The following is a 24,981-nucleotide window of genomic DNA, read 5'->3' as shown; positions in this document are numbered from 1 at the left end:
GACCCGCAACCTTCCCAGCGCTGGGAACGTCGCGGATCCACCTCCGGTAGCGCCTACTTCTTCTTCGACACCCGCAGGTTGACCTTGTTGCTCCAGGCCGGGGTGTACTGGTCGCCCGCGACGACGTACGCGCGGATCGCGTGACGTCCCGGCGACAGCTTGGGCAGCCGCAGCGACCTGGGCGAGTCGACCGTGACGGTGCGGACGATCCTCGACCCGTCGTAGATCAGCACCGTGCTGCGCACCGGCGCGTCGACCTCGACCCGCAGCAGGGCCCGCTGGCCCTTCCTGACCGTCGACTTCTGCAACCGGATGCGGGCCGACGCACCCGTCTTGGCGACCTTGAGGGTCGCGGTGGCGGTGCTGCCTGCCACCTGGTCCGACCCGCCGTAGGTCGCCGTCACCAGGTGGGTGCCGACCGGGACGTCCTTCGGCAGCGTGACGGTCGCCCGACCCCCGGACAGGGTGCCCCGGACGGTCGTGCCGGCGACCTCGACCGACACCGTGCCGGCCGCGGCAGGATCGGCCTCGACCGACACGGTGGCCGTCGTGGACCGTCCGAACGTCGCGGCCGTCGTGCCCAGCGTCAGCGTGGTGACCGAGGCGGCCGGACCGCTCCACTCCAGGGCCGGGGCGAAGCGCGTCCGGACCGAGGCCTTGGCCTGCTGCTCGAGCGCGTAGCCGAGACCCAGCACCGTGGTGTCGTCCCACGCGCGTCCGACGATCTGGACGTTGTTCGACTGGCCCTCGTCGTTCGCGCCGATCGGCAGGATCGCCGTCGGCAGGCCGACGCCCTGCGTGATGACGCCCGAGGCGCGGTCGGAGCTGAAGATCGCCGACGAGGCGTCGTTGTTGCCGACGCTGGTCAGGAAGCCCGGGTAGACGACCGCGTCGACCTTCTGGCCGAAGGCCGTGTCCATCCAGCTCGCGGCGTTGACCTTGTAGGCGTCGCGACGCTTCAGCAGGTTGTCGACGCTGGTGTCGTCCATGGGCTGCGACGTGTAGCCGCTCGACACGTTGTAGGGCAGGTTCTTCGGGCTCTCCATGAGCTGCTTGGTCGTGAGCGGGAAGGTCGCGGGGCGCTTCTCGGCGATGTAGCGCTCCCAGCCCTCCGCGCCGGCGCTGCCCGAGGTCGGGTAGCTCGCCGCGGGCGGGTTGGTCGGTGCCGTGGCCGCGCCGCTCGGCAGTGCGACGAGCGTGCCGCCGGCGGCCTCCACGGCCGCCTTGGTCCTGGCCAGCGCGACCGCCCCGGCCGTGTCGTCGGTGATCGCGGTCGACGCGAACGCCGACGGCACGTACCCGATGACCGCCCCCTGCAGGGCGTCGGCCCTCAGCGCCGACTTCCACTCCACGGGGCGCTTGGCGTTGTCGACGCGTGACGTCAGCAGGTCGTCGGGGTCGTTGCCGGTCGACTGCGTCGCGGTGGCGTCGAGGATCGACGCGACGTCGGTGACCGACTTGGCGATCGGTCCGGCGTAGTCGGTCGCCCACGTGAGCGGCATGACGCCGTTGGTGCTCGTCAGGCCGTCGGTGCCACGGAACGTCGTCAGGCCCGCGCCGGTCGAGGGGGCGTAGAGCGAGACGCCCGTCTGGGTGCCCATCGCGGCCGGCGCCATGTCGGTGCCGACGGCCGTGGCCGAGCCGCCGCTGGAGCCGAACGACGTCTTGGACGGGTACAGGGCGTTCCAGGTCTGCTGGAAGCCGCTCTCGCTGAACGATCCCGAGTTCGCGAACTCCGAGAGGTTGGTCTTGCCGATGATCACGGCACCCGCCTCGCGCAGCTTGGCGACCTGCCAGGCGTCCTTGCCGGGCTCCCAGTCCTCGAGGGCCAGGGTGCCGCCGGACGTCGGCATGTCCTTGGTGTCGTAGAGGTCCTTCAGCGCGATCGGCACGCCGAGCAGGTCGCCCTTCGTGCCGGCGGCGCGTGCCTCGTCGGCCGCCATCGCCTGCGCGACGGCGTCCTGGGCGACCGTGATGAACGCCTTGAAGCCGAGGGCTCCGTCGTCGTACGCCTCGATGCGGTCGAGGTAGGCCTTGGTGACCTGCACCGAGGTGACCTTCCCGGCCACCATGTCGGCCTGCAGGTCGGCGATGGTCTTGCCGGTCACGTCGTACGCGACGTCGGTGACGGGCTGGACGTCGGCCTGGGCGGCCGGCACCTGGAGCGGCTCGGCGCCGGCACAGGCCGCCTCGGTCGCGCTGGGCAGCGTCCAGTTCGACACGGTGCACAGCTCGTCGAGCGTCAGGTTGCTGAAGTCGGGGTTCGCGGCGGCGCTCGCGGTGGTCGCCGCGATCTGCGCGTCGCCGACGGCACCCACGACGACGTACTGCATCAGCGACGTCGTCCGCCCCGGCTCGACCGTGACCGTGCGGACGAAGCCGAGGTCGTTGGCACGGCTGCCGGTCGGCACGTACGCGGTCGTGAAGGGGTTCGACTGCTGGTCGCCGAGGTCGGTGACGTCCGAGCCGACGACCACGCCGGTCGGGCGGGTGCTGCCGGGGGTCGTCGCGGCGATCCAGGTGTCGGCGGTGTCGACCGCCGCGTCACCGCTGCTCGATGCCGTGATCGTCGCCTTGTTGGGGCTGGTGGCGGAGAAGCCCGATCCGAGCGAGCCGCCGAACGACACCTCGAACGTCAGGGGCTCGTCGGACGTGTTGGTGAACGTGTCGAAGAAGCTCGTCGTGCTGCTCGAGGCCTGCACCTGCACCTTGCGGGTCATCAGCAGGTCGTCGAGGCGGACCGACCTCGTCGACGTGTACGAGCCGGGCGCGGTGGCCGTCAGGCCGAAGCCGCGCATCATCTGGTCGTTCATGCGCGGCGTCTCGCCGGCGGGCGTGTCGACGTGCACGAAGATGTTGCCGAACCCCTCCATGCGGGAGCCGGAGACGTTGCGGATCGAGCCGGTGTCGAGGCCGGGACGTCGCGCGTCGTTGACGTTGACGGTCGCGCCGTTGCCGGTCGCGACGCCGGTCAGCGCCTGCGCGGGCGGCGCGAAGACCAGCAGGCCGAGGCCGAGGGCGGTCGCCGCGGGGGCGGCGACGAGGCGCGTGAGACGACGCCCGGGGGTGGTGTGTGACATGGGTGTGCCGGTGACTTTCTCCGAGGGGGACGGGATGTCACCGTTTCTATGCGGCTCGCGTGAACCGGACGATCCAGCCGCATGTCGGCGCTGTAACGATCTAGTCGACACGCGTCGTCTGCACGAAACACGAGGAGGTGGATCCGCGACCGTCCCGGCACCGGAAACGTCGCGGATCCACCTCCTCGGGCGGGCCCCCTGCTGATCAGAACAGGTTGGCGGCCTTCACGACGGTCTCGTAGATCCCGTAGACCAGCGGGATCAGCACGACGACCCAGGCCACGACCAGCAGCGGGCCGGCCTTGTCGACCGCGACGTCGTGCCCCGCAGCCGCGCCCGCGGTCTGCTCCGGCGAGTCGGCGACGGCCTTCTTCTCCTCGTGGAACTTCGAGGCGACCGGACGGATCGCGAGGTTGGCCACGAAGCCGACCGCGAGGATCGCGACCATCGTCAGCAGCGCGGGACGGTAGTCGCCCGCGTTGAGCTGGCCCGGCTCGCCCTTGGCGTCGAGGAAGCCGTTGATGATCAGCGGTCCGACGACGCCCGCCGCGGCCCACGCCGTCAGCAGTCGCCCGTGGATCGCGCCGACCTGGTAGGTGCCGAACAGGTCGCGCAGGTAGGCCGGGGCCGTCGCGAACCCGCCGCCGTAGAAGCTGATGATGACGCCCGCGACGAGCGCGAACAGGATCGTCGAGCTCGAGCCCTGGAACGCCAGGAAGGCGTACAGCAGGATGCCGAGGCCGAGGTAGCCGACGTAGATGTTCTTGCGCCCGACGACGTCGGACGTCGACGACCACACGAAGCGGCCCGACAGGTTGAACAGCGACAGCAGCCCCACGAAGCCGGCCGCGGACGCGGCCGTGACGGTCGAGGCCTCGCCGTCACGGAAGAAGTCCTGGATCATCGGCGCGGCCTGCTCGAGGATGCCGATGCCGGCCGTCACGTTGCAGAACAGCACGACCCACAGCAGCCAGAACTGCGGCGTGCGGATCGCGTTGGCCGCCGAGACGTTGTCGGTCGTCACGAGCGCCTTCGCCTTCACGGTCGACGGGTCGAAGCCCGCGGGCTTCCAGCCGTCGGCCGGCACGCGGATCAGCCACGCACCGAACAGCATCAGCACGAGGTAGACCAGACCGAGCGTCACGAACAGCTTGGCGACCGCCGATCCGGACGCGATGCCGGTCGCGGTGTCGAACGAGTCGTCGTAGATGCCGAGCAGCTTGGCCGACAGCGGGCTGGCGATCATCGCGCCGCCGCCGAAGCCCATGATCGCCATGCCGGTGGCCAGGCCGGGACGGTCGGGGAACCACTTGATCAGCGTCGACACCGGCGAGATGTAGCCGATGCCGAGACCGATGCCGCCGATGAACCCGTAGCCCAGGTACACGAGCCAGAGCTGGTCCGTCGCGATGCCGGCCGAGCCGATCAGGAACCCTCCGGACCAGAACAGCGCCGCCGTGAACATCGCCCGGCGCGGTCCGCCGGTGTCGACCCACGTGCCGAAGACCGCGGCCGAGAGACCGAGCATCACGATCGCGATCGAGAAGATGATGCCGATCTGCGTCAGGCTCGCGTCGAAGTTCTTGACCAGCGACGCCTTGTAGACGCTCGTCGCGTACGCCTGGCCGATGCACAGGTGCACCGCCAGCGCCGCCGGCGGGATGAGCCACCGGTTGAAGCCCGGTTTCGCGACCGTCCGCTGACGATCGAGCATGGCAAGTGACATGGTTCCCCCTCGTTGATGCAGGTGCAGGCGCGTCCTCGGACACGGGTGATGCGCCCCTCAACGTAGGCCGGTCACCGGGGTGGCGCACCTCGACGCCCCGGTAGGGTTCGGGTTGTGAGTGCAACCCCCGGACGGATCTTCCTGTCCCGCATCGTCGGGCAGGCCGTCTTCGACCCCGCGGGCGACCAGGTCGGCAAGCTGCGCGACGTCGTCGTCGCGGTGCGGTCGGCGACGCAGCGTCCGCGCGTGCTCGGCATCGTCGTCGAGGTGCTCGGACGTCGCCGCGTGTTCCTGCCCATCACGCGGGTCACGTCGCTGGGCTCCGGGCAGATCATCACGACGGGCGTGCTCAACGTCCGCCGCTTCGAGCAGCGCAGCACCGAGACGCTCGCGATCCACCAGCTGCTCGACCGCTCGGTCACGCTGCCCGACGGCACCCCGGGCACGGTCTACGACCTCGCGATGGAGCAGGACCCCCGCCGTGACTGGTACATCTCGACCCTCGCGGTGCAGGCCGCGGGCAAGCGGTTCGGACGGCGCGGCCCGCACCAGGTGCTCGAGTGGGACGAGGTCAAGGGCCTCACCGGCGCCGAGACGACGCAGGGCGCGACGCACCTGCTCGCGACGATGGACGAGATGCGCGCCGCCGACGTCGCCAACGCGCTGCGCGACCTGCCGCCGAAGCGCCGCATGGAGGTCGTCTCCGAGCTCGACGACGAGCGGCTCGCCGACGTCCTGGAGGAGCTGCCCGAGAAGTACCAGGTCGAGGTGCTGGGCGTGCTCGACCCGGGCCGCGCGGTCGACGTGCTCACCGAGATGGACCCCGACGACGCGGCCGACCTGCTCGGCGAGCTGCCCCCGGCCACGGCCGAGCAGCTGCTGGCCCAGATGGAGCCCGAGGACGCCGAGGGCGTCCGCCGGCTGCTGTCCTACGAGGAGCGCACCGCCGGCGGCATGATGACGACCGAGCCCGTCGTGCTGCCCGCCGACGCCACGATCGCCGAGGCCCTGGCGCGCGTCCGCAACTCCGACCTCATCCCGGCGCTGGCCTCGATGGTCTACGTGTGCCGCTCGCCCCTCGAGACCCCCACCGGGCGCTTCCTCGGGATCGTCCACTTCCAGGCGCTGCTGCGCGAGCCGCCGTCGACCCTGGTCGGCACGATCGTCGACAACGACATCGACTGGCCGCGCCCCACCGCCTCGCTCCAGCACGTCGCGAACCTGCTGGCCGCCTACAACATGGTCGCGCTGCCGGTCGTCGACGAGAACGCCCACCTGCTCGGGGCGGTGACCATCGACGACGTCCTCGACCACCTGCTGCCCGAGGGGTGGCGCGAGAGCGACCCCGACGAGGCGGAGGCGGTCACGCATGGCTGAGCGCGCACGTCTCGACCAGCCCCGCGAGGTCCGGCGCACCTTCCGGCCCCGCCGCGGCGAGGTCGACCCCGAGCGGTTCGGACGCTTCGCCGAGTCGACCGCCCGCTTCCTCGGCACCGCGACGTTCATCGCGTGGATGACGGTCTTCGTCGCGGTCTGGATCGGCTGGAACATGCCGTACGGTCCCGACCGTCCCCGGTGGGACGAGTACCCCTACATCTTCCTGACCCTGATCCTGTCGCTGCAGGCCTCGTACGCGGCCCCGCTGATCCTGCTGGCCCAGAACCGCCAGGAGGCCCGCGACCGCGTGACGCAGGAGCAGGACCGTGCCGCGGCGGCCCAGACGACGGCCGACATGGAGTTCCTGGCGCGCGAGGTCGCGAGCCTGCGCCTCGGCATCGGCGAGGTCGCGACCCGCGACTTCATCCGCGGCGAGCTGCGCACCCTGGTCAGCGAGCTCGACAAGCGCGACGACGATCACGAGGACGATCGGGGCTGACTTCCGGTCAGGCAGTCTCCTCGACCGATTGCAGGTACGATGTCCCCGCACCGGGGCGTGACTTCGTCACGTCTCGGCGGTTGTTCACGAGAGTGCCCGCGCGACGAGCGACGCGGGCCGGACAGGGGAATCGTGCAGAGCTCTACCACTGGAACCCGGGCCACCGCCCGGGACCGTCGTCGCGTCACCGGCGGCCTGCGGGTCGCGGCGGTCGGCGCCGTCACCGTCGGACTGGTCGCCTACGGCCTGCAGTCCGCGGCCCAGGCCGCACCCGAGAAGGTGCTGCAGTCGGTCGACGTCACCCTCGGCACCGACGGCACGGTCGACGCGATCTCGAGCACCGCGATCCGCGACTCCGGCCAGGACGAGCCGTCCGACGACGACACGACGCACGACCCGTCGAAGGTCGCCGGTGAGCTCCCCATCCGCGTCCTGACGTCGTACCGTCTCGGCAAGAAGACCGGCACCGACCTCGACGACCTCAAGGGCGCCACGGGCCGCGTCCACATCGAGGTCACGGTCCAGAACACCACGGTCCGTCCGACGCTCCTGTCGTACGACTCCGAGGCGCAGAGCAAGACCTCCCCCGCCCTGGTCGGCACGCCGCTGACCGTCGTCGCCTCCGCCGACCTCGGCGACACCCCCCTGTCGCAGGTCGTCGCGCGCGACGCCGACGACGACTCGGCCGGCACCAACGGCGTCGTGAGCCGCGCCTCGGGCGGCAGCTCGCAGGTGCAGTGGGCCACGATGCTCGCGCCGCCCCGCCTGGCCACGAGCGCGACCTTCACCCTCGTGCAGGACGTCGACGACTTCGAGCCCCCGACGTTCGACATCAGCGTCCAGCCCGGTCTCGTGACCGACACGTCGGTGTCGCGCCTGATCGACTCGGTGTTCACCGACGACAACGGCACCCAGAAGCTCACGAGCCGCACGATCGCGCTGCTCGGATCGGTCGGCACCGTCCTGACCGACGCCACGACGGTGCTGGCCAAGGTCGAGCAGCAGCTCGACGGATCGGCCCAGGACCTCGGCAGCAAGACGATCTCCGACCTGAAGTCGAGCTCGTCCTACGTCACGTCGGCGCTCACGGGCCTGTCCGGCGACCTCGACAGCCTCGAGACGTCGATGGACAGCCAGCTCAACACGTCGCGCGACAAGGCCGTCCAGCAGCTCGCGACCAGCTTCAAGCAGGTCAAGGACAAGGTGCTCGGCGATCCCGACAACCTCCCGCCGGCCATCCCCCCGCCGAACGCGGCCGGCTGCGTCGTGCCCGTGCTCACCGAGAAGGACTCCTCGACGGTGCTCGGACAGCTGCGGGTCATCGAGTCGCAGCTGACGCAGCTCTCCACCGCCACCGCGGGCTGCAAGGACCAGATCGCCGTCGGGCTCAAGGAGTCGATCGGCGCCCTCGACGACACGTGCGAGGAGTCGACGGCGATCGGCTCGCTCGACTGCGCGACCACCGCCCTCAGCGTCACGACGACGAGCCTCACCGCCGTCGAGGCCGACATCAAGAAGACCTTCGACGGCCAGCTCCTGACGGATGCCCGCACGAAGATCGACGACCTGCTCACCGGCGTCCGCACCCCTGACCCGGACACGTCGGAGCGACAGGGTGGACTGGCCGTCATCCGCGCCCGCGCCCAGGCGCTCAACAGCGGTGCCGTCGGCGCGACCCTCGACGAGCTGAAGCAGGGGCTGGGCGACGTCAAGGACCAGCTCGACGACGTCAGCACCGACCTCGGCGAGATCAACCAGAGCGCCACCGACCAGATCACGCTGCTCGAGGGCAGCGGCGGTGCGCTGACGCAGGCCGACGACCTCGCCGAGCTGATCTGCACGCAGGTCACCGACCCGGCGGCCCGCGACCAGGCGATCGACCTGCTGCAGGGATCGACCTGCGACACCGCCCCGGCCACCGACGAGACCGACTCGCTGCGCGGCAAGATCGCCAGCACGCTCGCTGCGTGGAAGCTCGTGCAGGCCGACTCGTCCTCGACGCCCGATCCCGGCTCGCCCACCCCGCCCGTCGGCGGCGTCGTCGCGGACCTGCTCGACCAGGTCGACGACCTGATCGCCCAGCTCAACGAGATCCTGACCGGCAACAGCGGCGACTACACCGCGAGGGTGCAGGCCCTCACCACGGACATCGAGAGGCTGTACTCGTACCAGATCGAGGTCCCGGTGCCGCCGACCGAGGAGAACCCGAACCCTGCGCCGATCAAGAAGACGGTGGAGGGTCCGGCCATCACGCTCGAGGCCGCCTTCGACTCCTTCGAGGCCAACCAGCGCGACGTCGAGGGCAAGCTCGCGACGGCGTTCAAGGACGCCCAGACCGATCTGGCAGACGGCACCGGCAAGATCGAGGGCAGCAAGTCCGTCGTCGACGCAGCCCGCGCCGAGGCCGAGGCCGGCTCGAGCGGCCTGTTCAGCGAGTTCAGCAAGTCGCTGGCCGGTGTCGGCTCCTCGATCGTCGCCGACGGCGCCGAGTCGGTGCGTCGTCAGCGCGACCAGCTCGACGCCGAGGCGAGCTCGTTCGCCAAGGGGCTCGACGGCACCGTGGCCAAGGCGATCCGCACGATCGGTGCGCAGGTCGGCTCGGCCAACCGCGACCTGAGCTCGTCGGAGAAGGACCTCGTGGCCGACCTCAAGGCAATCCTGGTCAACATCGGCACGCCCGAGAAGAACGGCAGCGGCCTGCTCGGCGCGATCTACACCGGCGCACGCCGCACGGGCGCCTCGAACGGCGACCTCGCCGACGCCGCGGGACTCGCCGACGCCTTCAGCCGCGTGCGGGGCGCCTCGCTCGACGACCTGTACCTCCAGCAGGCGCAGGTCACGGCATCGCTCGAGAAGGAGGCCGCGTTCCCGCTGTTCGACCTCAAGGCCCCGGCCGGGTCGACGACGCGCACGGTCTTCTCGTTCCACATCGGCAAGGACTGACGCACGATGGCACGTACGCGCACCACCGCCCTGTCCCTCGCGGGTCTGGCCCTGGTGGCCTCGACCACGCTCGCGGCCTGCACCGGCGGCGACGACGCACCGCCGCCGCGTGAGCCCGCCGACGTCGGGCTCACGGTCAAGGGCGTCGACGACGTCTCGATCGGCGTGCTCGTGTCGACGACCTCGGCGGCCGGCGAGGGCTCCGACTACATCGGCCCGTCGGCCGGTGCCGAGCTCGCCGGCTACCGCCTGCGCCTCGGCGGCACCAAGGTGAAGGTCACGGTCGCCGACGACCGCGGCGACGCCGACGAGGCCGAGACGGGCGTCCAGTCGCTGATCGACCAGGGCGTCTCCGGCATCGTCGTCGCGACGACGGGAGCCCACGTCCTGCCGGCCCTCGAGACCGCGTCCGAGGCCGGCGTGCCCGTCATTGCCCCGTACCTGCGCACGCAGGACGAGCTGCCCGACGGCGTCTACGTCACGGGGCCCAGCGAGGACGCCATCACGGCCTCGGTCGAGCAGGCGATGCAGGCCGACGAGGTCTCCTCGCCGCTGGTCATCAGCGCCGACGCGGCCCCCGCGCCCGCGATCGGCACCGCGGCCCCCGTCCAGTTCACCGGCTCGGCGCTCGACGACATCGTCGACGACGCCACGAAGGCGGTCGAGGACAAGACCGTCGACAGCGTCGTCGTCAGCGCCCCGGCCGCCAGCCAGGGCGCCGTCGTCGCGGCGCTGCAGGGCGCTGTCCCGGACGTGCCGCTGTACCTGACGCCCGAGGCCCTCACGCCGGAGTTCGCCGCCGCCCTCGACAGCAGCTCGGGCACGACGTCGGGACGCTTCGTGTCGGTCGGCGCCCCCGCGTCCGACTCCTCGACGCTCGGCTCGACCGCCGCCGCCGACTCGGCCGCCGCCTACTTCGCGGCCCTGCGGCTCGCGGCCGGTGACGAGTCGTTCACGTCGTCCCTCGACGGCTCGCCGTTCTCGGCGATCGCCGCCGACGCCGACCTGCCGAGCCACGACGCGGTCCTCGCGCTGGTTCGGGCCGCGGCGAAGGCCCGATCGGCCGTCCCCGCCGACGTCGCGAAGGCGCTCCCGACCCTGACGCTGGGCACGAAGCAGTCGCTCGCGGGGCCGGGCCTCGACTTCTCCTCGCCCTACGCCCTGCCCGCCGACAGCGTCGCCCCGCTCTACGCGACGACGCAGGACCCGGGGGTCCGACCCGTCGGCGACTCCCCCGTCCTCACGTGGTTCGAGCTGACCGACGACGGCAACGACGCGTAGGGAGTGGAGCATGGACGTCGGCAGTCGTCGGGCGCTCGGCAGCCGCTATGAGCTGATCGACCGGCTCGGCTCGGGTGCGATGGGCGAGGTCTGGCGCACCCACGACCGTGTCGCCGACGAGCTCGTCGCGGCCAAGCTGCTGCGCAGCGACCTGACGCAGGACCCCGAGATCGTCGGTCGGTTCATCCAGGAGCGCTCGATCCTGCTGGGTCTCGACCACCCCGGCATCGTCCGCGTGCGCGACCTGGTCGTCGAGGGCGACGACCTCGCGATCGTGATGGACCTCGTCACGGGCCAGGACCTGCGGGCCCACCTGCGACGCGTCGGCACGTTCGCCCCCCACGAGGCGGTCACCGCGATGGCAGCGGTGCTCGACGCGATCGCCGCCGCCCACGAGCAGGGGTGCCTGCACCGCGACATCAAGCCCGACAACGTGCTGGTCGAGGACGGCGAGACACCCCTGGCCGGTCGCGTGCGCCTCTCCGACTTCGGCATCGCCCGCCTCGCCCAGGAGTCGACGGTCCAGGCCACGGGGCTGCTCGGCACCCCCGGCTACATGCCGCCCGAGCTGTTCTCCGAGGGACGCTTCAGCGGGGCGTCCGACGTCTACGCCGCCGGCATCATGCTCTACGAGCTGCTGGCCGGACGCACCCCGTTCGCCGGCCCCGGCACGGCCCACACGATCGGCTTCCGCCACGTCACGGCCGACCCGCCGGTCCTGCCCGTGCCCGACCCGCTCTGGAACGTGCTGCGGGCGATGCTCGGCAAGGACCCGACGGCCCGCCCGTCGGCGTCCGGCGCCGCCGCGATGCTGCGCGAGCTCGACGACGACGTGCTCGCGGTGCCCGCCCTGATGCCCCAGGGCGATCCCGCCACGTGGACCAGCACGGGAGGAGCCGGCGCACCGTCGCAGGTCGTCCAGGTGCGCCAGGAGGAGCAGCTCGACGTCGGCGCGACCAACATCCGCGGGCTGGCGGCGCCCGTCGCACCCGTGGCCGAGCCCGGCGAGGTCGTGCCGCTGTCGCCCGGCGACCCGGGCGTCGGCACCGACCAGACGAACATCGGCCGCCACGTGCCGACGTACGCCCCGCCGATCCTCGAGCCGGCAGCCCCGACGCCCGAGGCCGACCGACGCCGTACGCGGTGGTGGTGGGTGCTGGGCCTCGTCGGTGCCGCGGCGGTCATCGGCGTGGTGTTCCTGTTCGTGTCCAAGGGCCTGCCCGGTGGCGGCGGCTCCGCCGGCCCGTCCGCGGCCCAGGCCGTCGAGGCCACGACCGACGAGGACGTCTACCCGACGGGGCTCGGCATCGAGTCCAGCGCCCAGTACGACGCCGACTCGCAGACGATCTCGCTGACGATGACCTACTCGGCCGACCGGTCGGGTCTCGACGGCGACGTGCTGGCGGTCGTCCCGCCGGTCCGCGAGACCGACGAGTGCCCCGCGGTCGCCTGGGGCGGCCCCGTGACCCCCAACATCGGTCGCAGCACGGGCGTCCTGCCGCAGTGCGGCGGGTACTCGATCGATCTCGGCATCGCGGCGGCGGGCGACGTCCAGGTCGAGGCGAAGATCACCGACATCGACCTCGGCAGCGAGCCGCAGGACGCGCTGCAGTCGTGGCTCGACCGCCAGCAGGAGATCACCCGCGCGGCCGTCACCGATCCCAAGGTCACGGGTGTCACGTCGTACCCCCTGCAGCGTCTGACCGGGCTCGACCTGCGCATCCCGAGCACCCTGACCCTGGGCAAGGACGACGCGGTGCGCGTGCGCCTGTACCCCGTGTTCGCCGACGGCAAGCCCGACGAGCTCCAGCCGCTGTACGACAGCAGCTCCACCGGACGGCCGTCGGCCCTGCTGAGCTCGTTCTCGGGCGGCGCACAGCCCACCTTCACGCCCTCCTCGAGCTGCGACGGCGCGGTCATCGCCGACAGCGACGGCACCGTCGTCGTGCGCGGCCAGGTACAGGGATGCACCCTCACCGGGCGCGTCGGCAACTTCGACGACGTCCAGAGCAACAGCCTGCTCGTCGTCGGCCCCAACGGATAGGACTCGCCAGCATGCGGATCACCGTGACCCTCGCACAGCCCACGGACGAGACGGACGTCGTCGTCGACTGTGACGACGCGACACCCGCCGAGGAGATCGAGCGCGCGCTGGCGCTCGAGATCGGCGCCGACCGCGGCTGGAGCCTCGGACGCGCCGAGACCGGCGACAGCGCCGTCGCGACGGTCGTCCCCGACGGGCTGCGCCACGGCGCGCGCATCGGCTTCGGGGTCGACGCGGCCCCGACGCACCTCCCGCCGTCCGGCCTGCAGCTGCACGTCGTCGGCGGGCTGCACGCCGGGACCGTCATGGCGCTGCCGCAGGGCACCCACGAGCTGGGCCGCGGTGCCTCGATCGCCTGGGACGACCGCTCGCTCTCGCGCCGCAACACCCGCCTGACGGTCTCGGCCGACGGGATCACCGTGACGGACCTCGGCTCCACCAACGGCACGTTCCTCGAGGGCGTGCAGCTCGATCCCGACGTCGAGACCCCGTGGCCGCTGGGCGAGGTGCTCGAGATCGGCGACTCGGCCGTGATGGTGCGCCCGGCACGCCACGACGAGACGGTCGTCGAGGCGGCCGAGCCCGGCTGGCGCACGTTCCTGCGTCCGCCGCGCATCAAGCCCTACCACCTGACACCCGCCGTCGAGGTGCCGAAGCCGCCGTCCGAGCAGAGCCGCCGCAGCTTCCCGATCATCGCGGCCCTCGCACCGCTGGTGCTCGGCTTCGTCATGGTCGCCGTCACGGGCAGCAAGACGTTCCTGATCTTCTGCCTGATGTCGCCGGTCATGCTGCTGGCCAACTACTTCTCCGAGCGCCGCGGCGGGGCCAAGAACTACAAGCAGAAGCTCGCGGAGTACCACGAGGCGCTCGAGACGGCGCAGACCCGGCTGTCGGAGTCGACGACGTCCGAGCAGGCCCGGCTGCGCGACGAGATGCCCGACGCGGCCGAGACGTTCGTGACGGCGACGCTGCCCGGCAACCGTCTGTGGGAGCGACGCCGGCACGACGAGGACTTCCTGAGCCTGCGCCTCGGCACCAGCGACGAGCCGACGACGATCTCGATCACGGGCGAGGTGCCCGAGACCCTGCCCGTGCTCCACGCCGTGCCGGTCGGGTTCTCGGTCACCGAGTCGAAGATCGTCGGCATCGCCGGTCCCGACGACGCGGCCGACGCCGTGCTGCGCTGGACGATCGCGCAGATGGCCGCGTACCACGCACCGCGCGACCTCTCGATGTCGTTCCTCACGTCGCGCGGCACCGACGAGTGGTCGTGGATCGGCTGGCTGCCGCACGTGCGCTCCGACGACCCCGAGGGCCCCGTCGCGATGATCGGCAACGACGCGGACACGCTGGCCGCGCAGGTGGCATGGCTCAACGCGACGATCAAGGCCCGCCAGGACGCCGGCAAGGCCTCGCGCGCCAGCGCCGACAGCTTCGCCGCGCACGTCGTCGTGCTGCACGGATACCGCGGTCTGCGCGCCGTGCCGGGCCTCAACCAGGTGCTCGAGGACGGCCCCGCGGTCGGCGTCTTCGCGCTGTGCGTCGACGAGCACCAGCGGTCGCTGCCCGAGCGGTGCGACGCCACGGTGCAGGTCGACCCCGTCGACCAGAACCGGGCGGCGCTGCGCCGCAGCGGCCACCGGGCCGTCCCCGACCTGCTGCTCGACGGCGTCTCGGTCCGCTGGGCCGACGACGTCGCCCGCTCGCTCGCGAGCCTGCGCGACATCGGCGGGCCCGAGGACGGCGAGACGCTGCCCGACAGCGCCCGTCTGCTCGACGTGCTCGACCTCGACCCGCCGACCGCCGACAAGGTCCGCTCGGGCTGGATCATGAGCCCCATGAGCACCACGATGGTGCTGGGCGCGGGCATCGACGGCCCCTTCTCGCTCGACCTGCGCACCGACGGCCCCCACGGCCTGATCGCCGGCATGACCGGATCGGGCAAGACCGAGCTGCTGCAGACCATCATCGCCTCGCTGGCGGTGGCCAACCGCCCCGACGCGATCAACTTCGTGCTGGTCGACTACAAGGGCGACAGCGCGTTCAAGGAGTGCGTCAAGCTGCCGCACACCGTCGGCAAGGTCAACGACCTCGACCCGCACCTGGTCGTCCGCGCGCTCGAGTCGCTCAAGGCAGAGCTCAAGTACCGCGAGCACTTCCTGGCCGAGGCCGGCACGAAGGACATCGAGGACTACCAGGCCCTGCACGCCAAGGAGCCCGACCGTCCGCCCCTCCCCCGCCTGCTGCTCGTCATCGACGAGTTCGCCCAGCTCAGCAAGGACCTGCCCGACTTCGTCGCCGGGCTGGTCAGCATCGCGCAGCTCGGACGTAGCCTCGGCATCCACCTGCTGCTGGCGACGCAGCGCCCGAGCGGTGTCGTGTCGGCCGAGATCCGCGCCAACACCAACATGCGCATCGCCCTGCGCGTCGGCGACGCCGCCGACAGCACGGACGTGCTCGACACCCCCGACGCGTCCCGCATCGCCAAGTCGACCCCCGGCCGCGCCTACGCCCGCCTGGGCGCCGGCGCCCTCCAGGCGTTCCAGTCGGGCCGCGTCGGTGGACGCCGGCCGGGCACCGTCGCCGCCGACGTGCCGCCGCCGTTCGTGTCACGGGTGTCGTGGCGGACCCTCGGCTACCCGGCCGCCCGGCCGCCGCGCCGCAAGGAGACCGAGGTCGCCGGCACCGACCTGTCCGAGCTGGTGTCCGCGATCGTCGACGCCTCCGCCGACGAGCAGATCCAGCAGCAGCGCAGCCCGTGGCTGCCGGCCCTGCCGACGACGATGCAGTGGGCCGACGAGGTGCAGGGCGAGGCCCGCCGCGGTCACGTCCCGTCGTTCCCCTTCGGCCGCCGCGACGTGCCGGCGCAGCAGCGCCAGGTCGTCGCCGAGCTCGACCTCGAGCGCGACGGCCACTTCCTGGTCGTCGGGTCCAGCGGCAGCGGCCGGTCGCAGCTGCTGCGGACGATCGCCGCGTCGATCACGAAGCTGGCCGATCCGTCCGACGTCCACCTCTACGGCATCGACTGCGGCAACGGAGCGCTCAACGTGTTCACGAGCCTGCCGCACACCGGCACCGTGGTCAGCCGCAGCGAGGGCCAGCGCGCCAGCCGTCTGCTGGCGCGCATCGGCGAGGAGCTCGACCGTCGCCAGCAGATCCTCTCGGCGGAGGGCTTCGGCGACATCTCCGAGCAGCGTCGGGTCAGCGACGAGCCGCTGCCCCACCTCGTGGTCATGCTCGACCGCTGGGAGGGCTTCGTGGCGACCCTCGGCACGGTCGACGCGCTCAACGACGTCGTCATGCGGGTGCTGCGCGAGGGCGCGAGCCTCGGCATCCACGCCATCATCACGGGCGACCGCTCGCTGGCCTACAACACGCGCGTGTTCTCGATGACCGAGAACAAGCTGACGCTGCGACTGGCCGAGCGCGACGACTACGGCCTGGTGGGGCTGCGTCCGAAGGACATGCCCGACACGGTCCTGCCGGGGCGCGGGTTCACACGCGACGGCAACGAGTCGCAGATCTACCTGCTCGCCGACGACCTCGGTGGTCAGGCCCAGGCCGCGGCCCTGCGCGAGATCGGTGCCCGTGCCGCCGAGCGGGTCGGCGAGGTCGCCGTGCCCCCGTTCCGCGTCGACGCCCTGCCCGCGCGCATCGAGGCCGACGAGGCCATGGCACTCGTGCCGACGGGGACTCCCGCACCCCACGTCGTGGCGGGCGTCGGCGGCGACGAGCTCACGGCCTTCGCGATCGACACGACCCGCAGCAATGCCTTCATCGTCGCGGGCCCCGGACGGTCGGGGCGCAGCTCGGTGCTGGTCGGCATGGCGCGGACGTTCATCGCGACGGGCGGTGCCGTCATCGCGATGGCCCCGCGGCCCAGCCCGCTGCGCGACCTCGACGGTCCCGGCGTGCTGGCGGTCTTCACCGACCCGACGACCCCGGCGGCGACGTTCGACGAGCTCGTCGCCGAGGCCGGCCGGCCCGTCCTGGTGCTGATCGACGACGGCGAGGGCCTGCGCGACGCCGCGGGCGGCGACTTCTTCCTGCGGGTCGCGCGGGGCCAGGTCGCCGACACGTTCGTCGTCCTCGGCGGTCACTCCGAGGGCGTCGGCGCCGGGCTCAGCGGCTGGCAGCCCGAGATGAAGAAGGCCCGGCAGGGCCTGCTCCTGTCACCGCAGGGCATCTCCGACGGCGAGCTGATCGGCACGCGCATGCCGCGCAACGTGCTCGGTCTGCCCGTGGCCGTCGGGCGTGGCTGGCTGCACCTCGGCGACGGCACGCCGGTGCAGGTCGCCACGATCGCTCCCCCGCGCTGACGACGTCGGCCGGCGACCCACAGGGTCGTCAGCCGACGTCGAACAGCAGCACCGCGAGCACGGCGCCGACGATCGCGAGCACCGGGAGGCCGATGACGGTGCCGGCGATCAGGGCCGTGGTGTGGCGCTCCCACCAGGCCAGCCCCGCGCCGTGCTCGGCCTTGACCTGCTGCCACGTCGCGACGCGCGGCGGGCCGTCGGCCGCGGCGGCGGCGAGCTCGGTCAGCGTCGAGGCCGTCCACTGGCCGCGCACGAGGCGCACGTGCTGCGAGCCGTCCGTCAGGAGCAGCTGGGGGTTCATGCCGTACCGGTCGCTGAACGAGACGACCTCGTAGGCGGACGACCGACGGTCGAGCCGCGTCTGCTCGGAGCCGCCCCGCCGGTACGTCACGGTGTCGGCGGTGACGTCGACCTCGCCGGTGGACTCGAGCCGGCGGTGTCGCAGCGCCAGCGGGACCACGATCACGGCGGTCACCAGCGCCACGACCGCGGCCAGCACGATCCCGAGGAAGTACACCGCCACGACGAGGGCGGGGATCGCCACCAGGAGCACGCCCCACGGTCGGGGGCCGGCGCCGGAGCCGGCCGAGAAGGTGCGCGTGCGGATGTCGGTCATGAAGCTCTCCTCGACGTCAGGGAGTGCTCATTCTGCCTCGTTCGGCGCGTAGAACGTCGGCTCCCACTCCAGACCGCTGTCTCCTTGGTGCAGCGTCGCGGCGATCGAGTCGAAGACGAAGGTCAGCTGGTCGGACAGCGCATCGGTCGAGGTGACGAAGCTCAGGACCAGCAGGTCGTCCATGCTGATCTGGATCATGTAGTCGACGTGGGTGTGCCATATCTCCGGGGCGTCCGGCTCCTCGCCCGACGGTTCGAGCGCCCGACGGCGGCGGCGCGTCGCGGGGACCCCGCCGAGCGTCAGGTTCTCGACCTCGAGCACGCCCTCGGCCTTGCCGAGCAGCTTCGCGAGCCCGTCGACGACCTCGCGGTCCGATCCGACGTAGAGCTGCGCGACCAGCAGCGTCGCCGAGATCGGGAGCTTCACGATCGGGTCCACCAGGGCGTGCATCTGGGTCACGCCGTTCTCGGCAGCCCGGGCGAGGTCCTGCTTGAGCCGCCGGTCCGCCTCGACCCGTACCTGGATCAGCTCGTCGCGGGCCGTGCCCTCGAACTGACGGTCGAGCAGCCGCTTGATCTGGTCGTTGCGCACGTTCGGGTCGGTCGACAGCGTCGCCCACCCCGCGGGGATCACGAGCTTCCAGCCGCCCGGGGCCCTGACGGTTCGGATGCCGTTCACTGCGGGAGGCCCTTCACGGACTCGGCCAGACCCGTGATCGCGGGCACCGCGTCGGCGGCCACGACCAGGTCGTCGATGGGCAGCGTCGCGAGCACGATGGCGTAGTTCTCGCCGGACGGCAGCCACAGGACGCAGATCGTCTCGCTCAGGTCGACACCGTGCTCGGTGGTCTCGTAGGTGCGGACCCGCACCAGCTCGGCCGGTCCCGAGGCCGTGGTGATCGTCTCGGCCTCGATCGGCTGGTGCAGCGGGGCGTCGTGGATCAGGTCGGCGACGAGCTCCGAGGTCGTGATGCCCTGCGGCACGCGCACGGCGAGCAGACGGGCGACGGTGAGGGGCTCGAGCCGCCGGCCCCCCGGCGGGAGCAGGACCCAGCCACCCAGCACCATGGTCTGGTCGTCGTTCATGTCCCTGAGCTGTGCGGCCATCGTCGCCAGGTGTGCGGCCATGGCCCGCAGCACGGCCGGATCGGCCGGATCGTCGACGAAGTGGTCGACGACGGACTCCACGTACTGGTCGGCGTCGAGCTCCATCTCGAGCGGGAGCCACTCGCGGAATCCCCCGACGTCCAGGTAGTCGTCCTCCATCGTCATCCTCTCGTACGGGTCTGGCGACGCGACCACTGTCGCTGTCGCAGCTGGGCGACGCCGGTCAGCGCCAGCGCCGCCAGGGCCACCACGACGACCACGGCCCGGATCGGGTCGAGGTCGTCGACCGGGGCGGCATGGGTCACGGCGATGAAGAACGAGATCAGCAGGGCCGCGAACGGGCCCGCCGTCACGACGTCGCCCGACGCAGCAGCCGACATGCGGGTCGTGCCGCGAGGCTCTGCCGTGTCGCCGCCCTCGAACGCGCCCCGGGCGACGTCGAGGTCGATGCCGGCGGCGCGACAGGCACGCTGCAGCGTGTCCCGGTCGCCGGCCGACGACCACCCCGTCGCGCCCAGCACCAGCAGGTCGGTGCCGCGTCGGTCGACCAGACGCAGACTGCCGCCGGAGACCGAGCACGTCACGACCCCGCCCCGGCCTGGGCCCGCGAGCCAGGTCTCGGTGCCCGCGCCGACGTGGACCACGTCGTCGGCGCCGATCTGCAGCAGCTCGCCGGTCGACCCGTTGGACACGTCGGCCCGTCCGGAGGCCGCCGGCGGCCCCGCGACGAGCTGGAGGAACGTCGCGCGGTAGCGCCACTGCTCGAAGGCCACGAACAGCACGACGGCCGATGCCGCGAGGCCGATGTAGGGCCCGATGTCGCCACCCAGGGCCATCGCCGCGATCGCGCCCAGTGCCGAGAGCACCAGCAGGGCGACGTGCCGCGACGCAGCCCGCCGAAGACCCGACCGCACCGGACCGCGGTCCACCGTCACGGCGGAGCGCGATGCGAGGGCGGCCTCGGCGTCGGTGGCCGGTTCGAGGGCGAGCCCGAGGGACTGGGCGAAGTCGTCGGCCCCGGCGACCCGACGCAGCTCGGCGGCGTCGCGCACGTCGCCGTGCGCGAGCAGGTGCAACGGGACGACGAGCAGCGCCGCGTCGTCGGAGAGCAGCGCCAGGCTCTCCTCGAACCCTCGAGGGTGCAGGGCGGCGTCAGGAACCTGGGCGCCACGCAGCACGACCGCCCGGGCGACCTGGCCCGGCGACGCGATGAGGGTGTCGGGCTCGCCCGGCGACGTCATCGTGACCCCGCCACCCGAGGTGACCTCGATGCGCCACCCCCTCGCCTCCGCGATCTCCAGGCCGGCACGCGGACCGGGTCGCAGGGACGAGCGCGTCACCGCCCGACGCCGGAGACGTGGATGTTGATCGGGGCGCTGATGGGCCCGACCGGCGGGTTGTCCTGCAGCATGTCGAGACCGTCACGCATGTTGTTGAAGGTGTTGGTGAACGACTCGGGGGCGCCCAGCCCGTCCTTGAACTGCGACGAGAACTGCATCGCGGCACCGGTGCCGGCCAGCTTGAGCCCGCCGACCGCCTCGTCGAGGTGAGCCATCATGGCGGGGGTCGGGTTCATGCCGCGCAGCGCGTTGATCTGCCGGATGCTCGTCGACATCTCGGCCAGGTCGAGGCCGCGCAGCAGACGCGACGTCGACGCGAGGTCGTCGATCTGGGTGTTGAACGCGCTGACGGCCTTGGTGATGGCGCGGGTCTCGAAGCCGTTGGCGAACGCCCGGACCGACTTCAGGGGGAAGCGCTGGCCGAACTTGACCAGCCCGTTCATGCCGTCCTTGGTGGACTGCGTGATGCGGGCGACCTGGAGCACCCGGGCCGACTTGATCGAGTTCGCGGCGAGCTTGCCGCCCGCCGTGAGCAGCTTGCCACCGAACGCACCGAAGGCGGCGAACAGCAGGTCCCACCCGTCGGCGTCGCCCATCAGGAACTGGATCGTCGTGCCCGCGAGGATCGCGATGCCGACCCAGAAGGCGGCCGTGATGAGGAAGGCGAGGAAGGCGCCGCCGGTGCCGATGATCAGCAGCACCACGATGACGACGGCCAGGATGATCGCGAGGACGTTGAGCGCGTCGACGATCACGGCCAGGGCCGAGCTGACGGCTCCCTTGACGTCGTCCATCGTGCTGTCCTTGAACTGCTCGGACGCGTTCTTGATCGCGCTCGCACACGTGCTGGCGGCACTCTCGAGGTCCTCGAGCGCGTTGACGAGGCGCGTGCGCGCCGCCGACAGGGCGGAGTTGGCCGCGTCGAGCCGGTCGCCGCGCAGCTCGTCGGCGTCCTTCTGCGCGTCGGTCGGCTCGGCGACGCCCTCGAGCTCGCTCGTCGCGTTGCTCTTGCGCTGGGCCTCGGCCTCGACGGCGTCGGCGACCGCGGCGGCCGTCTCGGCGCGTGCCGTGCCGACCTTGCCCGCGAAGGTGCTGAGGGCGGCGCCCGCGTCGATGTACTTCTGGGCGGCCTTGTCGAGGTCGCTGTAGGCGTCGTCGGCCTTGTCGGCCAGCTGCGTGGCGGCCTCGCCCGTCCAGCCGGTGAGGTCCGCGATCTGCTTGAGCAGGGACGCGGCGTCGTTCATCTGCTGGCCCTGGTCGGCGAAGATCTTGGCCGACTGGTCGACGTCGTACTCCGACGCCACGACGGGGTCCGAACCCTCGCCGACGAGCTCCCACTGGAGGTAGTTGCGCGCGCTCACGATCTCTACTCCGCTTCCTGCTTGAGTGCTTCGGCCAGCTCGAGGTCCGCCTTCGTGAACTCCTCGCTGGACTTGCTGGCCATCTCGCCGAGTGCCTCGACCTTGTCGTTGAGCTTCTTGCGCTTGTCGTCCCAGTCGTTGACGAAGTCGTCGATCGCCTCGGCGACCTTCGTGTGTCCGACCTCTTCCTTGTTGAGCTCCTTGAGGCGCCCGTCGTCCTTGAGCTTGCCGTGCAGGTCCTTCAGCTGGGCGCCCAAGGTCTCGAGGTCGCCGCTGTTGTACGTCAGATCAGCCATCGTGAGGCATCCTTCGCGTGGGAGTGGTCACCGTGAAGAGGTCGTGAAGAGCGCGCCGCGGCGCTCACGACCGCGTCGGCAGGGGCACCCCTGAGGGCGCCCCTGCCGGGCGATCGATCGGGGCGGATCAGCCCTTGAGGGCGCTCGCGAGCTGCGTGTCGACGTCGGCGAACGTCTCGGCAGCCTTGTTGAGGTACGTCGCCATGCCGTCGAGGCCCTCGAGGGCCTTCGAGACGCCGGAGTTGAACTCCTCGTACGACGTGCGGAACGCGTCCGAGGCCGAGTCGGTGACGAAGCCGCCCGACACGAGGCCCTCGATCTGGGTCTTCAGAGCCGACAGCTGCGACTCGATGTCGACGCGACCGTTGTTGAGCTTGGTCGCCTGGTCCTGCATCTCCTGGTAGGAAACTGAAACATTGGCCATGCTGCATACCCCTTCTACAGCGCCACGGACGAACCACGGCGGGATGACAATCGGAATGACAGCCCGACTCTAACGGATCGACGGACGAACGTCCTGCCAAGCCAGCAAGTTTTTCGGTACGAGGCCGTCCAGTGCGTGACCGTGCGGCGACGCCCCGGTGAACGCGCGTCACCCGCTCCGCTTGACCGCCTCGACGATGCCGTCGTGCATGGTCCCGAGGTGCCCCTGCCGCTGCACCGTGGCGGTGTCGATCGACGCCCAGTCGTCGGCGTCGAGCCAGGCCGCGGCGTCCTCGGGCGTCCACCGCACGTCGGGGAAGTCGTGCGAGCCGTGCCGCTCGTCGACGGGGTGGTGCCCCACGAGCAGCAGCCGGCCGCCGGGCGCGACCGCGGCGCCGAGCTGGCGGTACAGGGTCGTCAGCCCCGGCTGGTCGAGGTACATGAACTGCGCCGACACCAGGTCGTACGCGGCGGGCTCCCCGACCCACGTGGCGAGGTCGACCCGGTGGCACGTGACGCGGTCGGCGACGCCCGCGTCGACGGCGTGGGCGCGCACCTTGTCCAGAGCGACCCGCGAGACGTCGAACGCCGTGACGTCCCACCCCCGCCGCGCGAGCCACACCGCGTCGGCGCCCTCGCCCGCGCCGACGTCGAGCGCCCGGCCGGGCGTCAGACCCGTCACCCGGTCGACGAGCTGCGGATTGGGCTGCCCGCTCCAGACGCGGTCGTCCGCGCCGTAGCGCTCGTCCCAGAACTCCTCGCCGAACACGTCCTGGCTCATCGGTCGTTCCTCTCCCTCGCGCGCTCCACCCGGTCGACCTGACCTTCGTCCCACACCGGCTCGTCCGCCTCGTAGACCTGGCCGTCGGCGCCGAAGACCACGAACCGGTCGAAGCCGCGGGCGAACCACCGGTCGTGCGTCACGGCCATGACGGTGCCCTCGAAGGTCGACAGCGCCGACTCCAGCGCCTCGGCCGACTCGAGGTCGAGGTTGTCGGTCGGCTCGTCGAGCAGCAGCAGCGTCGCGTGCGCCAGCTCGAGCAGCAGGATCTGGAACCGGGCCTGCTGGCCGCCCGACAGCTGGTCGAACACCTGGTCGCCGGCCTTGGCCAGCCCGTACCGGTCGAGCGCCTTGGCCGAGGCCTCGTGCCCCATGCCCCGGCGGTGACCGTCTCCGTGGTGCAGCACCTCGAGGAGCGTCCGTCCCACCAGCGACGGGTGCTCGTGGGTCTGCGCGAACCAGCCCGGACGGACCCGGGACCCCAGGCGCGCCATGCCGGTGTGGTCGACCGGCGGCGGGACGACGTCGCCGACCGGCTCGTGCTCGACGTCCGGTCGCGATCCGCCCCCCGCCAGCAGCCGCAGGAAGTGCGACTTGCCCGAGCCGTTGCCGCCCAGCACGCCGACCCGCTCGCCGAACCAGATCTCGAGGTCGAAGGGCTTCATGAGTCCCGTGAGCCCCACCTGCTCGGCGACGACGGCCCGCTTCGCCGTCCGGCCACCCTCGAGCCGCATCCGCAGGTTCTGCGCGATCGGGACCGCCTCGGGCGGCCCCTGCCGCTCGAAGCGCTCGAGCCGCGTCTCGGCGGCCTGCAGCCGCGAGGCCATGTCGGAGTTGAAGGCCGACTTCTGCCGGTACATGATCACCAGCGCCTTGAGCTTGGCGCGCTCCTCGTCCCACCGCAGGCGCCGCTCCTCGAGCTTGGCGTTGCGGTCGATGCGCGCCTGCAGGTACGTCGAGAAGCGTCCCGGGTGCACCCACAGCGTGCTGCCGTCCGGCCCCGGCTCGAGCGTCGCGATGCGTTGCGCGACCCGCTCGATCAGCTCGCGGTCGTGGCTGACGAACAGCACCGTCTTGGGCGACTCGGCCAGCTGCTCCTCGAGCCAGCGCTTGGCGGGGACGTCGAGGTAGTTGTCGGGCTCGTCGAGCAGCAGCACCTGCTCGGGCCCCCTCAGCAGCGCCTCGAGCACGAGCCGCTTCTGCTCCCCGCCCGACAGCGTCGTGACCGCACGGTGCTGCACCTGCTGGAACGGCAGGCCGAGCGCCGACGTCGCGCAGACGTCCCACAGCGACTCGTGCTCGTAGCCGCCGACGTCGCCCCAGTCGACGATCGCCTGCGCGTACGCCATCTGGTCCTGCTCCTCGTCGCGCTCGATCATGAGCAGCTCGGTGCGGTCGACCTCGGCCGCGGCGTCGCGCACCGCCCCGGGCGCGACCGACAGCAGCAGGTCGCGCACCGTCGTCTCGTCGCGCACCGACCCGATGAACTGGCGCATCACGCCGAGCCCTCCCGTCACGGTCACGGCCCCCGCGTGAGGCGCGAGGTCGCCGGTCGCGATGCGGGTCAGGGTCGTCTTGCCGGTGCCGTTGGGACCGATCAGCGCGACCTTGGCCCCCTCGCCGACGCGCAGGCTGACGTCGTCGAGCAGCGGACGTCCGTCCGACAGGGTGTAGCTCACGGAGTTGAGGTCGAGGTGTCCCACCCGGTCATCCTCTCAAAGCGCCGCGGCCCCCGGTGCGCCCGTGGTTAGGTCACACTCAGGCTCGCCGTGACGGTCCTCCCCGTACG

At 71.7% G+C, this 24,981-nt stretch carries 17 protein-coding genes; 6 read left to right on the top strand and 11 right to left on the bottom strand.

The genetic code is table 11. The features are described 5' to 3' along the window. Nucleotides 1-53: 53 nt before the first annotated feature. Nucleotides 54-3,080 (bottom strand): amidase family protein, encoded by a 3,027-nt coding sequence (locus tag ASD10_RS07435; RefSeq protein ID WP_056606847.1) that lies wholly within the window; start codon nucleotides 3,078-3,080, stop codon nucleotides 54-56. A 205-nt stretch (nucleotides 3,081-3,285) separates the two neighbouring features. Beyond that, on the bottom strand, nucleotides 3,286-4,806 hold the full coding sequence (locus ASD10_RS07430; RefSeq protein WP_082556078.1) for an OFA family MFS transporter: 1,521 nt from the start codon (nucleotides 4,804-4,806) through the stop codon (nucleotides 3,286-3,288). Nucleotides 4,807-4,920: 114 nt separating this feature from the next. Here ASD10_RS07430 and ASD10_RS07425 point away from each other — a divergent pair, with 114 nt between their 5' ends. The 6 genes from ASD10_RS07425 to ASD10_RS07400 all read left to right on the top strand — a co-directional run bounded on the left by ASD10_RS07425 (nucleotide 4,921) and on the right by ASD10_RS07400 (nucleotide 17,269). Continuing rightward, nucleotides 4,921-6,183 (top strand): magnesium transporter MgtE N-terminal domain-containing protein, encoded by a 1,263-nt coding sequence (locus tag ASD10_RS07425; protein ID WP_056606845.1) that lies wholly within the window; start codon nucleotides 4,921-4,923, stop codon nucleotides 6,181-6,183. Then, nucleotides 6,176-6,682, top strand: coding sequence for a DUF1003 domain-containing protein (locus ASD10_RS07420; RefSeq protein WP_056606844.1), 507 nt, complete (start codon nucleotides 6,176-6,178; stop codon nucleotides 6,680-6,682). Before ASD10_RS07425 ends, ASD10_RS07420 begins: the two co-directional genes overlap by 8 nt. Nucleotides 6,683-6,814: 132 nt before the next feature. Next, the gene (locus ASD10_RS07415) at nucleotides 6,815-9,625 is read left to right on the top strand and encodes a hypothetical protein (RefSeq protein WP_056606842.1); all 2,811 of its coding nucleotides are present in this window, start codon (nucleotides 6,815-6,817) and stop codon (nucleotides 9,623-9,625) included. 6 nt (nucleotides 9,626-9,631) lie between these two features. Then, nucleotides 9,632-10,906 carry an ABC transporter substrate-binding protein gene (locus ASD10_RS07410; RefSeq protein WP_056606840.1) on the top strand — a complete coding sequence of 425 codons (1,275 nt, stop codon included), beginning with the start codon at nucleotides 9,632-9,634 and terminating at the stop codon, nucleotides 10,904-10,906. A gap of 10 nt (nucleotides 10,907-10,916) precedes the next feature. Next, nucleotides 10,917-12,950 (top strand): serine/threonine-protein kinase, encoded by a 2,034-nt coding sequence (locus ASD10_RS07405; RefSeq protein ID WP_056606838.1) that lies wholly within the window; start codon nucleotides 10,917-10,919, stop codon nucleotides 12,948-12,950. Nucleotides 12,951-12,961: 11 nt separating this feature from the next. Then, complete coding sequence (locus ASD10_RS07400; RefSeq protein WP_056606835.1) at nucleotides 12,962-17,269, top strand: FtsK/SpoIIIE domain-containing protein; 4,308 nt, start codon at nucleotides 12,962-12,964, stop codon at nucleotides 17,267-17,269. Between the two features lie 28 nt (nucleotides 17,270-17,297). Here the strand turns inward: ASD10_RS07400 and ASD10_RS07395 are convergent, their stop codons facing one another. The 9 genes from ASD10_RS07395 to ASD10_RS07355 form a co-directional block, all read right to left on the bottom strand. Continuing rightward, on the bottom strand, nucleotides 17,298-17,885 hold the full coding sequence (locus ASD10_RS07395) for a hypothetical protein (RefSeq protein ID WP_056606833.1): 588 nt from the start codon (nucleotides 17,883-17,885) through the stop codon (nucleotides 17,298-17,300). 27 nt (nucleotides 17,886-17,912) lie between these two features. Next, nucleotides 17,913-18,563, bottom strand: a complete 651-nt coding sequence (locus ASD10_RS07390) for a hypothetical protein (protein ID WP_056606830.1) — start codon at nucleotides 18,561-18,563, stop codon at nucleotides 17,913-17,915. Next, on the bottom strand, nucleotides 18,560-19,150 hold the full coding sequence (locus ASD10_RS07385; protein ID WP_056606827.1) for a hypothetical protein: 591 nt from the start codon (nucleotides 19,148-19,150) through the stop codon (nucleotides 18,560-18,562). Before ASD10_RS07385 ends, ASD10_RS07390 begins: the two co-directional genes overlap by 4 nt. A 2-nt stretch (nucleotides 19,151-19,152) precedes the next feature. Further along, complete coding sequence (locus ASD10_RS07380) at nucleotides 19,153-20,331, bottom strand: hypothetical protein (RefSeq protein ID WP_056606824.1); 1,179 nt, start codon at nucleotides 20,329-20,331, stop codon at nucleotides 19,153-19,155. Beyond that, nucleotides 20,328-21,692, bottom strand: coding sequence for a putative T7SS-secreted protein (locus ASD10_RS07375; protein ID WP_056606822.1), 1,365 nt, complete (start codon nucleotides 21,690-21,692; stop codon nucleotides 20,328-20,330). Before ASD10_RS07375 ends, ASD10_RS07380 begins: the two co-directional genes overlap by 4 nt. 5 nt (nucleotides 21,693-21,697) lie before the next feature. Next, nucleotides 21,698-21,988 (bottom strand): hypothetical protein, encoded by a 291-nt coding sequence (locus ASD10_RS07370; RefSeq protein ID WP_056606819.1) that lies wholly within the window; start codon nucleotides 21,986-21,988, stop codon nucleotides 21,698-21,700. A gap of 127 nt (nucleotides 21,989-22,115) precedes the next feature. Beyond that, nucleotides 22,116-22,412 (bottom strand): WXG100 family type VII secretion target, encoded by a 297-nt coding sequence (locus ASD10_RS07365; protein ID WP_056606816.1) that lies wholly within the window; start codon nucleotides 22,410-22,412, stop codon nucleotides 22,116-22,118. Between the two features lie 168 nt (nucleotides 22,413-22,580). Beyond that, complete coding sequence (locus ASD10_RS07360; RefSeq protein WP_056606812.1) at nucleotides 22,581-23,192, bottom strand: cyclopropane-fatty-acyl-phospholipid synthase family protein; 612 nt, start codon at nucleotides 23,190-23,192, stop codon at nucleotides 22,581-22,583. After that, complete coding sequence (locus ASD10_RS07355; RefSeq protein WP_056606809.1) at nucleotides 23,189-24,895, bottom strand: ABC-F family ATP-binding cassette domain-containing protein; 1,707 nt, start codon at nucleotides 24,893-24,895, stop codon at nucleotides 23,189-23,191. The genes ASD10_RS07360 and ASD10_RS07355 overlap by 4 nt, the downstream gene beginning before the upstream one ends. Nucleotides 24,896-24,981 lie beyond the last annotated feature (86 nt).

Origin of the sequence: Aeromicrobium sp. Root472D3, assembly GCF_001426485.1 — a bacterium.
Taxonomy (GTDB): Bacteria; Actinomycetota; Actinomycetes; order Propionibacteriales; family Nocardioidaceae; genus Aeromicrobium.
The sequence above is the reverse complement of the archived record's forward strand: the minus strand, read 5'-3'. Positions and strand labels throughout refer to the sequence as shown.

What these genes read in the sequence shown, in the direction of transcription:
- ASD10_RS07430 (WP_082556078.1), bottom strand. Translation starts at nt 4,806, where the DNA reads ATGTCACTTGCCATGCTCGATCGTCAGCGGACGGTCGCGAAACCGGGC.
- ASD10_RS07385 (WP_056606827.1), bottom strand. Translation starts at nt 19,150, where the DNA reads ATGGAGGACGACTACCTGGACGTCGGGGGATTCCGCGAGTGGCTCCCG.
- ASD10_RS07395 (WP_056606833.1), bottom strand. Translation starts at nt 17,885, where the DNA reads ATGACCGACATCCGCACGCGCACCTTCTCGGCCGGCTCCGGCGCCGGC.
- ASD10_RS07435 (WP_056606847.1), bottom strand. Translation starts at nt 3,080, where the DNA reads ATGTCACACACCACCCCCGGGCGTCGTCTCACGCGCCTCGTCGCCGCC.
- ASD10_RS07370 (WP_056606819.1), bottom strand. Translation starts at nt 21,988, where the DNA reads ATGGCTGATCTGACGTACAACAGCGGCGACCTCGAGACCTTGGGCGCC.
- ASD10_RS07420 (WP_056606844.1), top strand. Translation starts at nt 6,176, where the DNA reads ATGGCTGAGCGCGCACGTCTCGACCAGCCCCGCGAGGTCCGGCGCACC.
- ASD10_RS07400 (WP_056606835.1), top strand. Translation starts at nt 12,962, where the DNA reads ATGCGGATCACCGTGACCCTCGCACAGCCCACGGACGAGACGGACGTC.
- ASD10_RS07410 (WP_056606840.1), top strand. Translation starts at nt 9,632, where the DNA reads ATGGCACGTACGCGCACCACCGCCCTGTCCCTCGCGGGTCTGGCCCTG.
- ASD10_RS07365 (WP_056606816.1), bottom strand. Translation starts at nt 22,412, where the DNA reads ATGGCCAATGTTTCAGTTTCCTACCAGGAGATGCAGGACCAGGCGACC.
- ASD10_RS07405 (WP_056606838.1), top strand. Translation starts at nt 10,917, where the DNA reads ATGGACGTCGGCAGTCGTCGGGCGCTCGGCAGCCGCTATGAGCTGATC.
- ASD10_RS07360 (WP_056606812.1), bottom strand. Translation starts at nt 23,192, where the DNA reads ATGAGCCAGGACGTGTTCGGCGAGGAGTTCTGGGACGAGCGCTACGGC.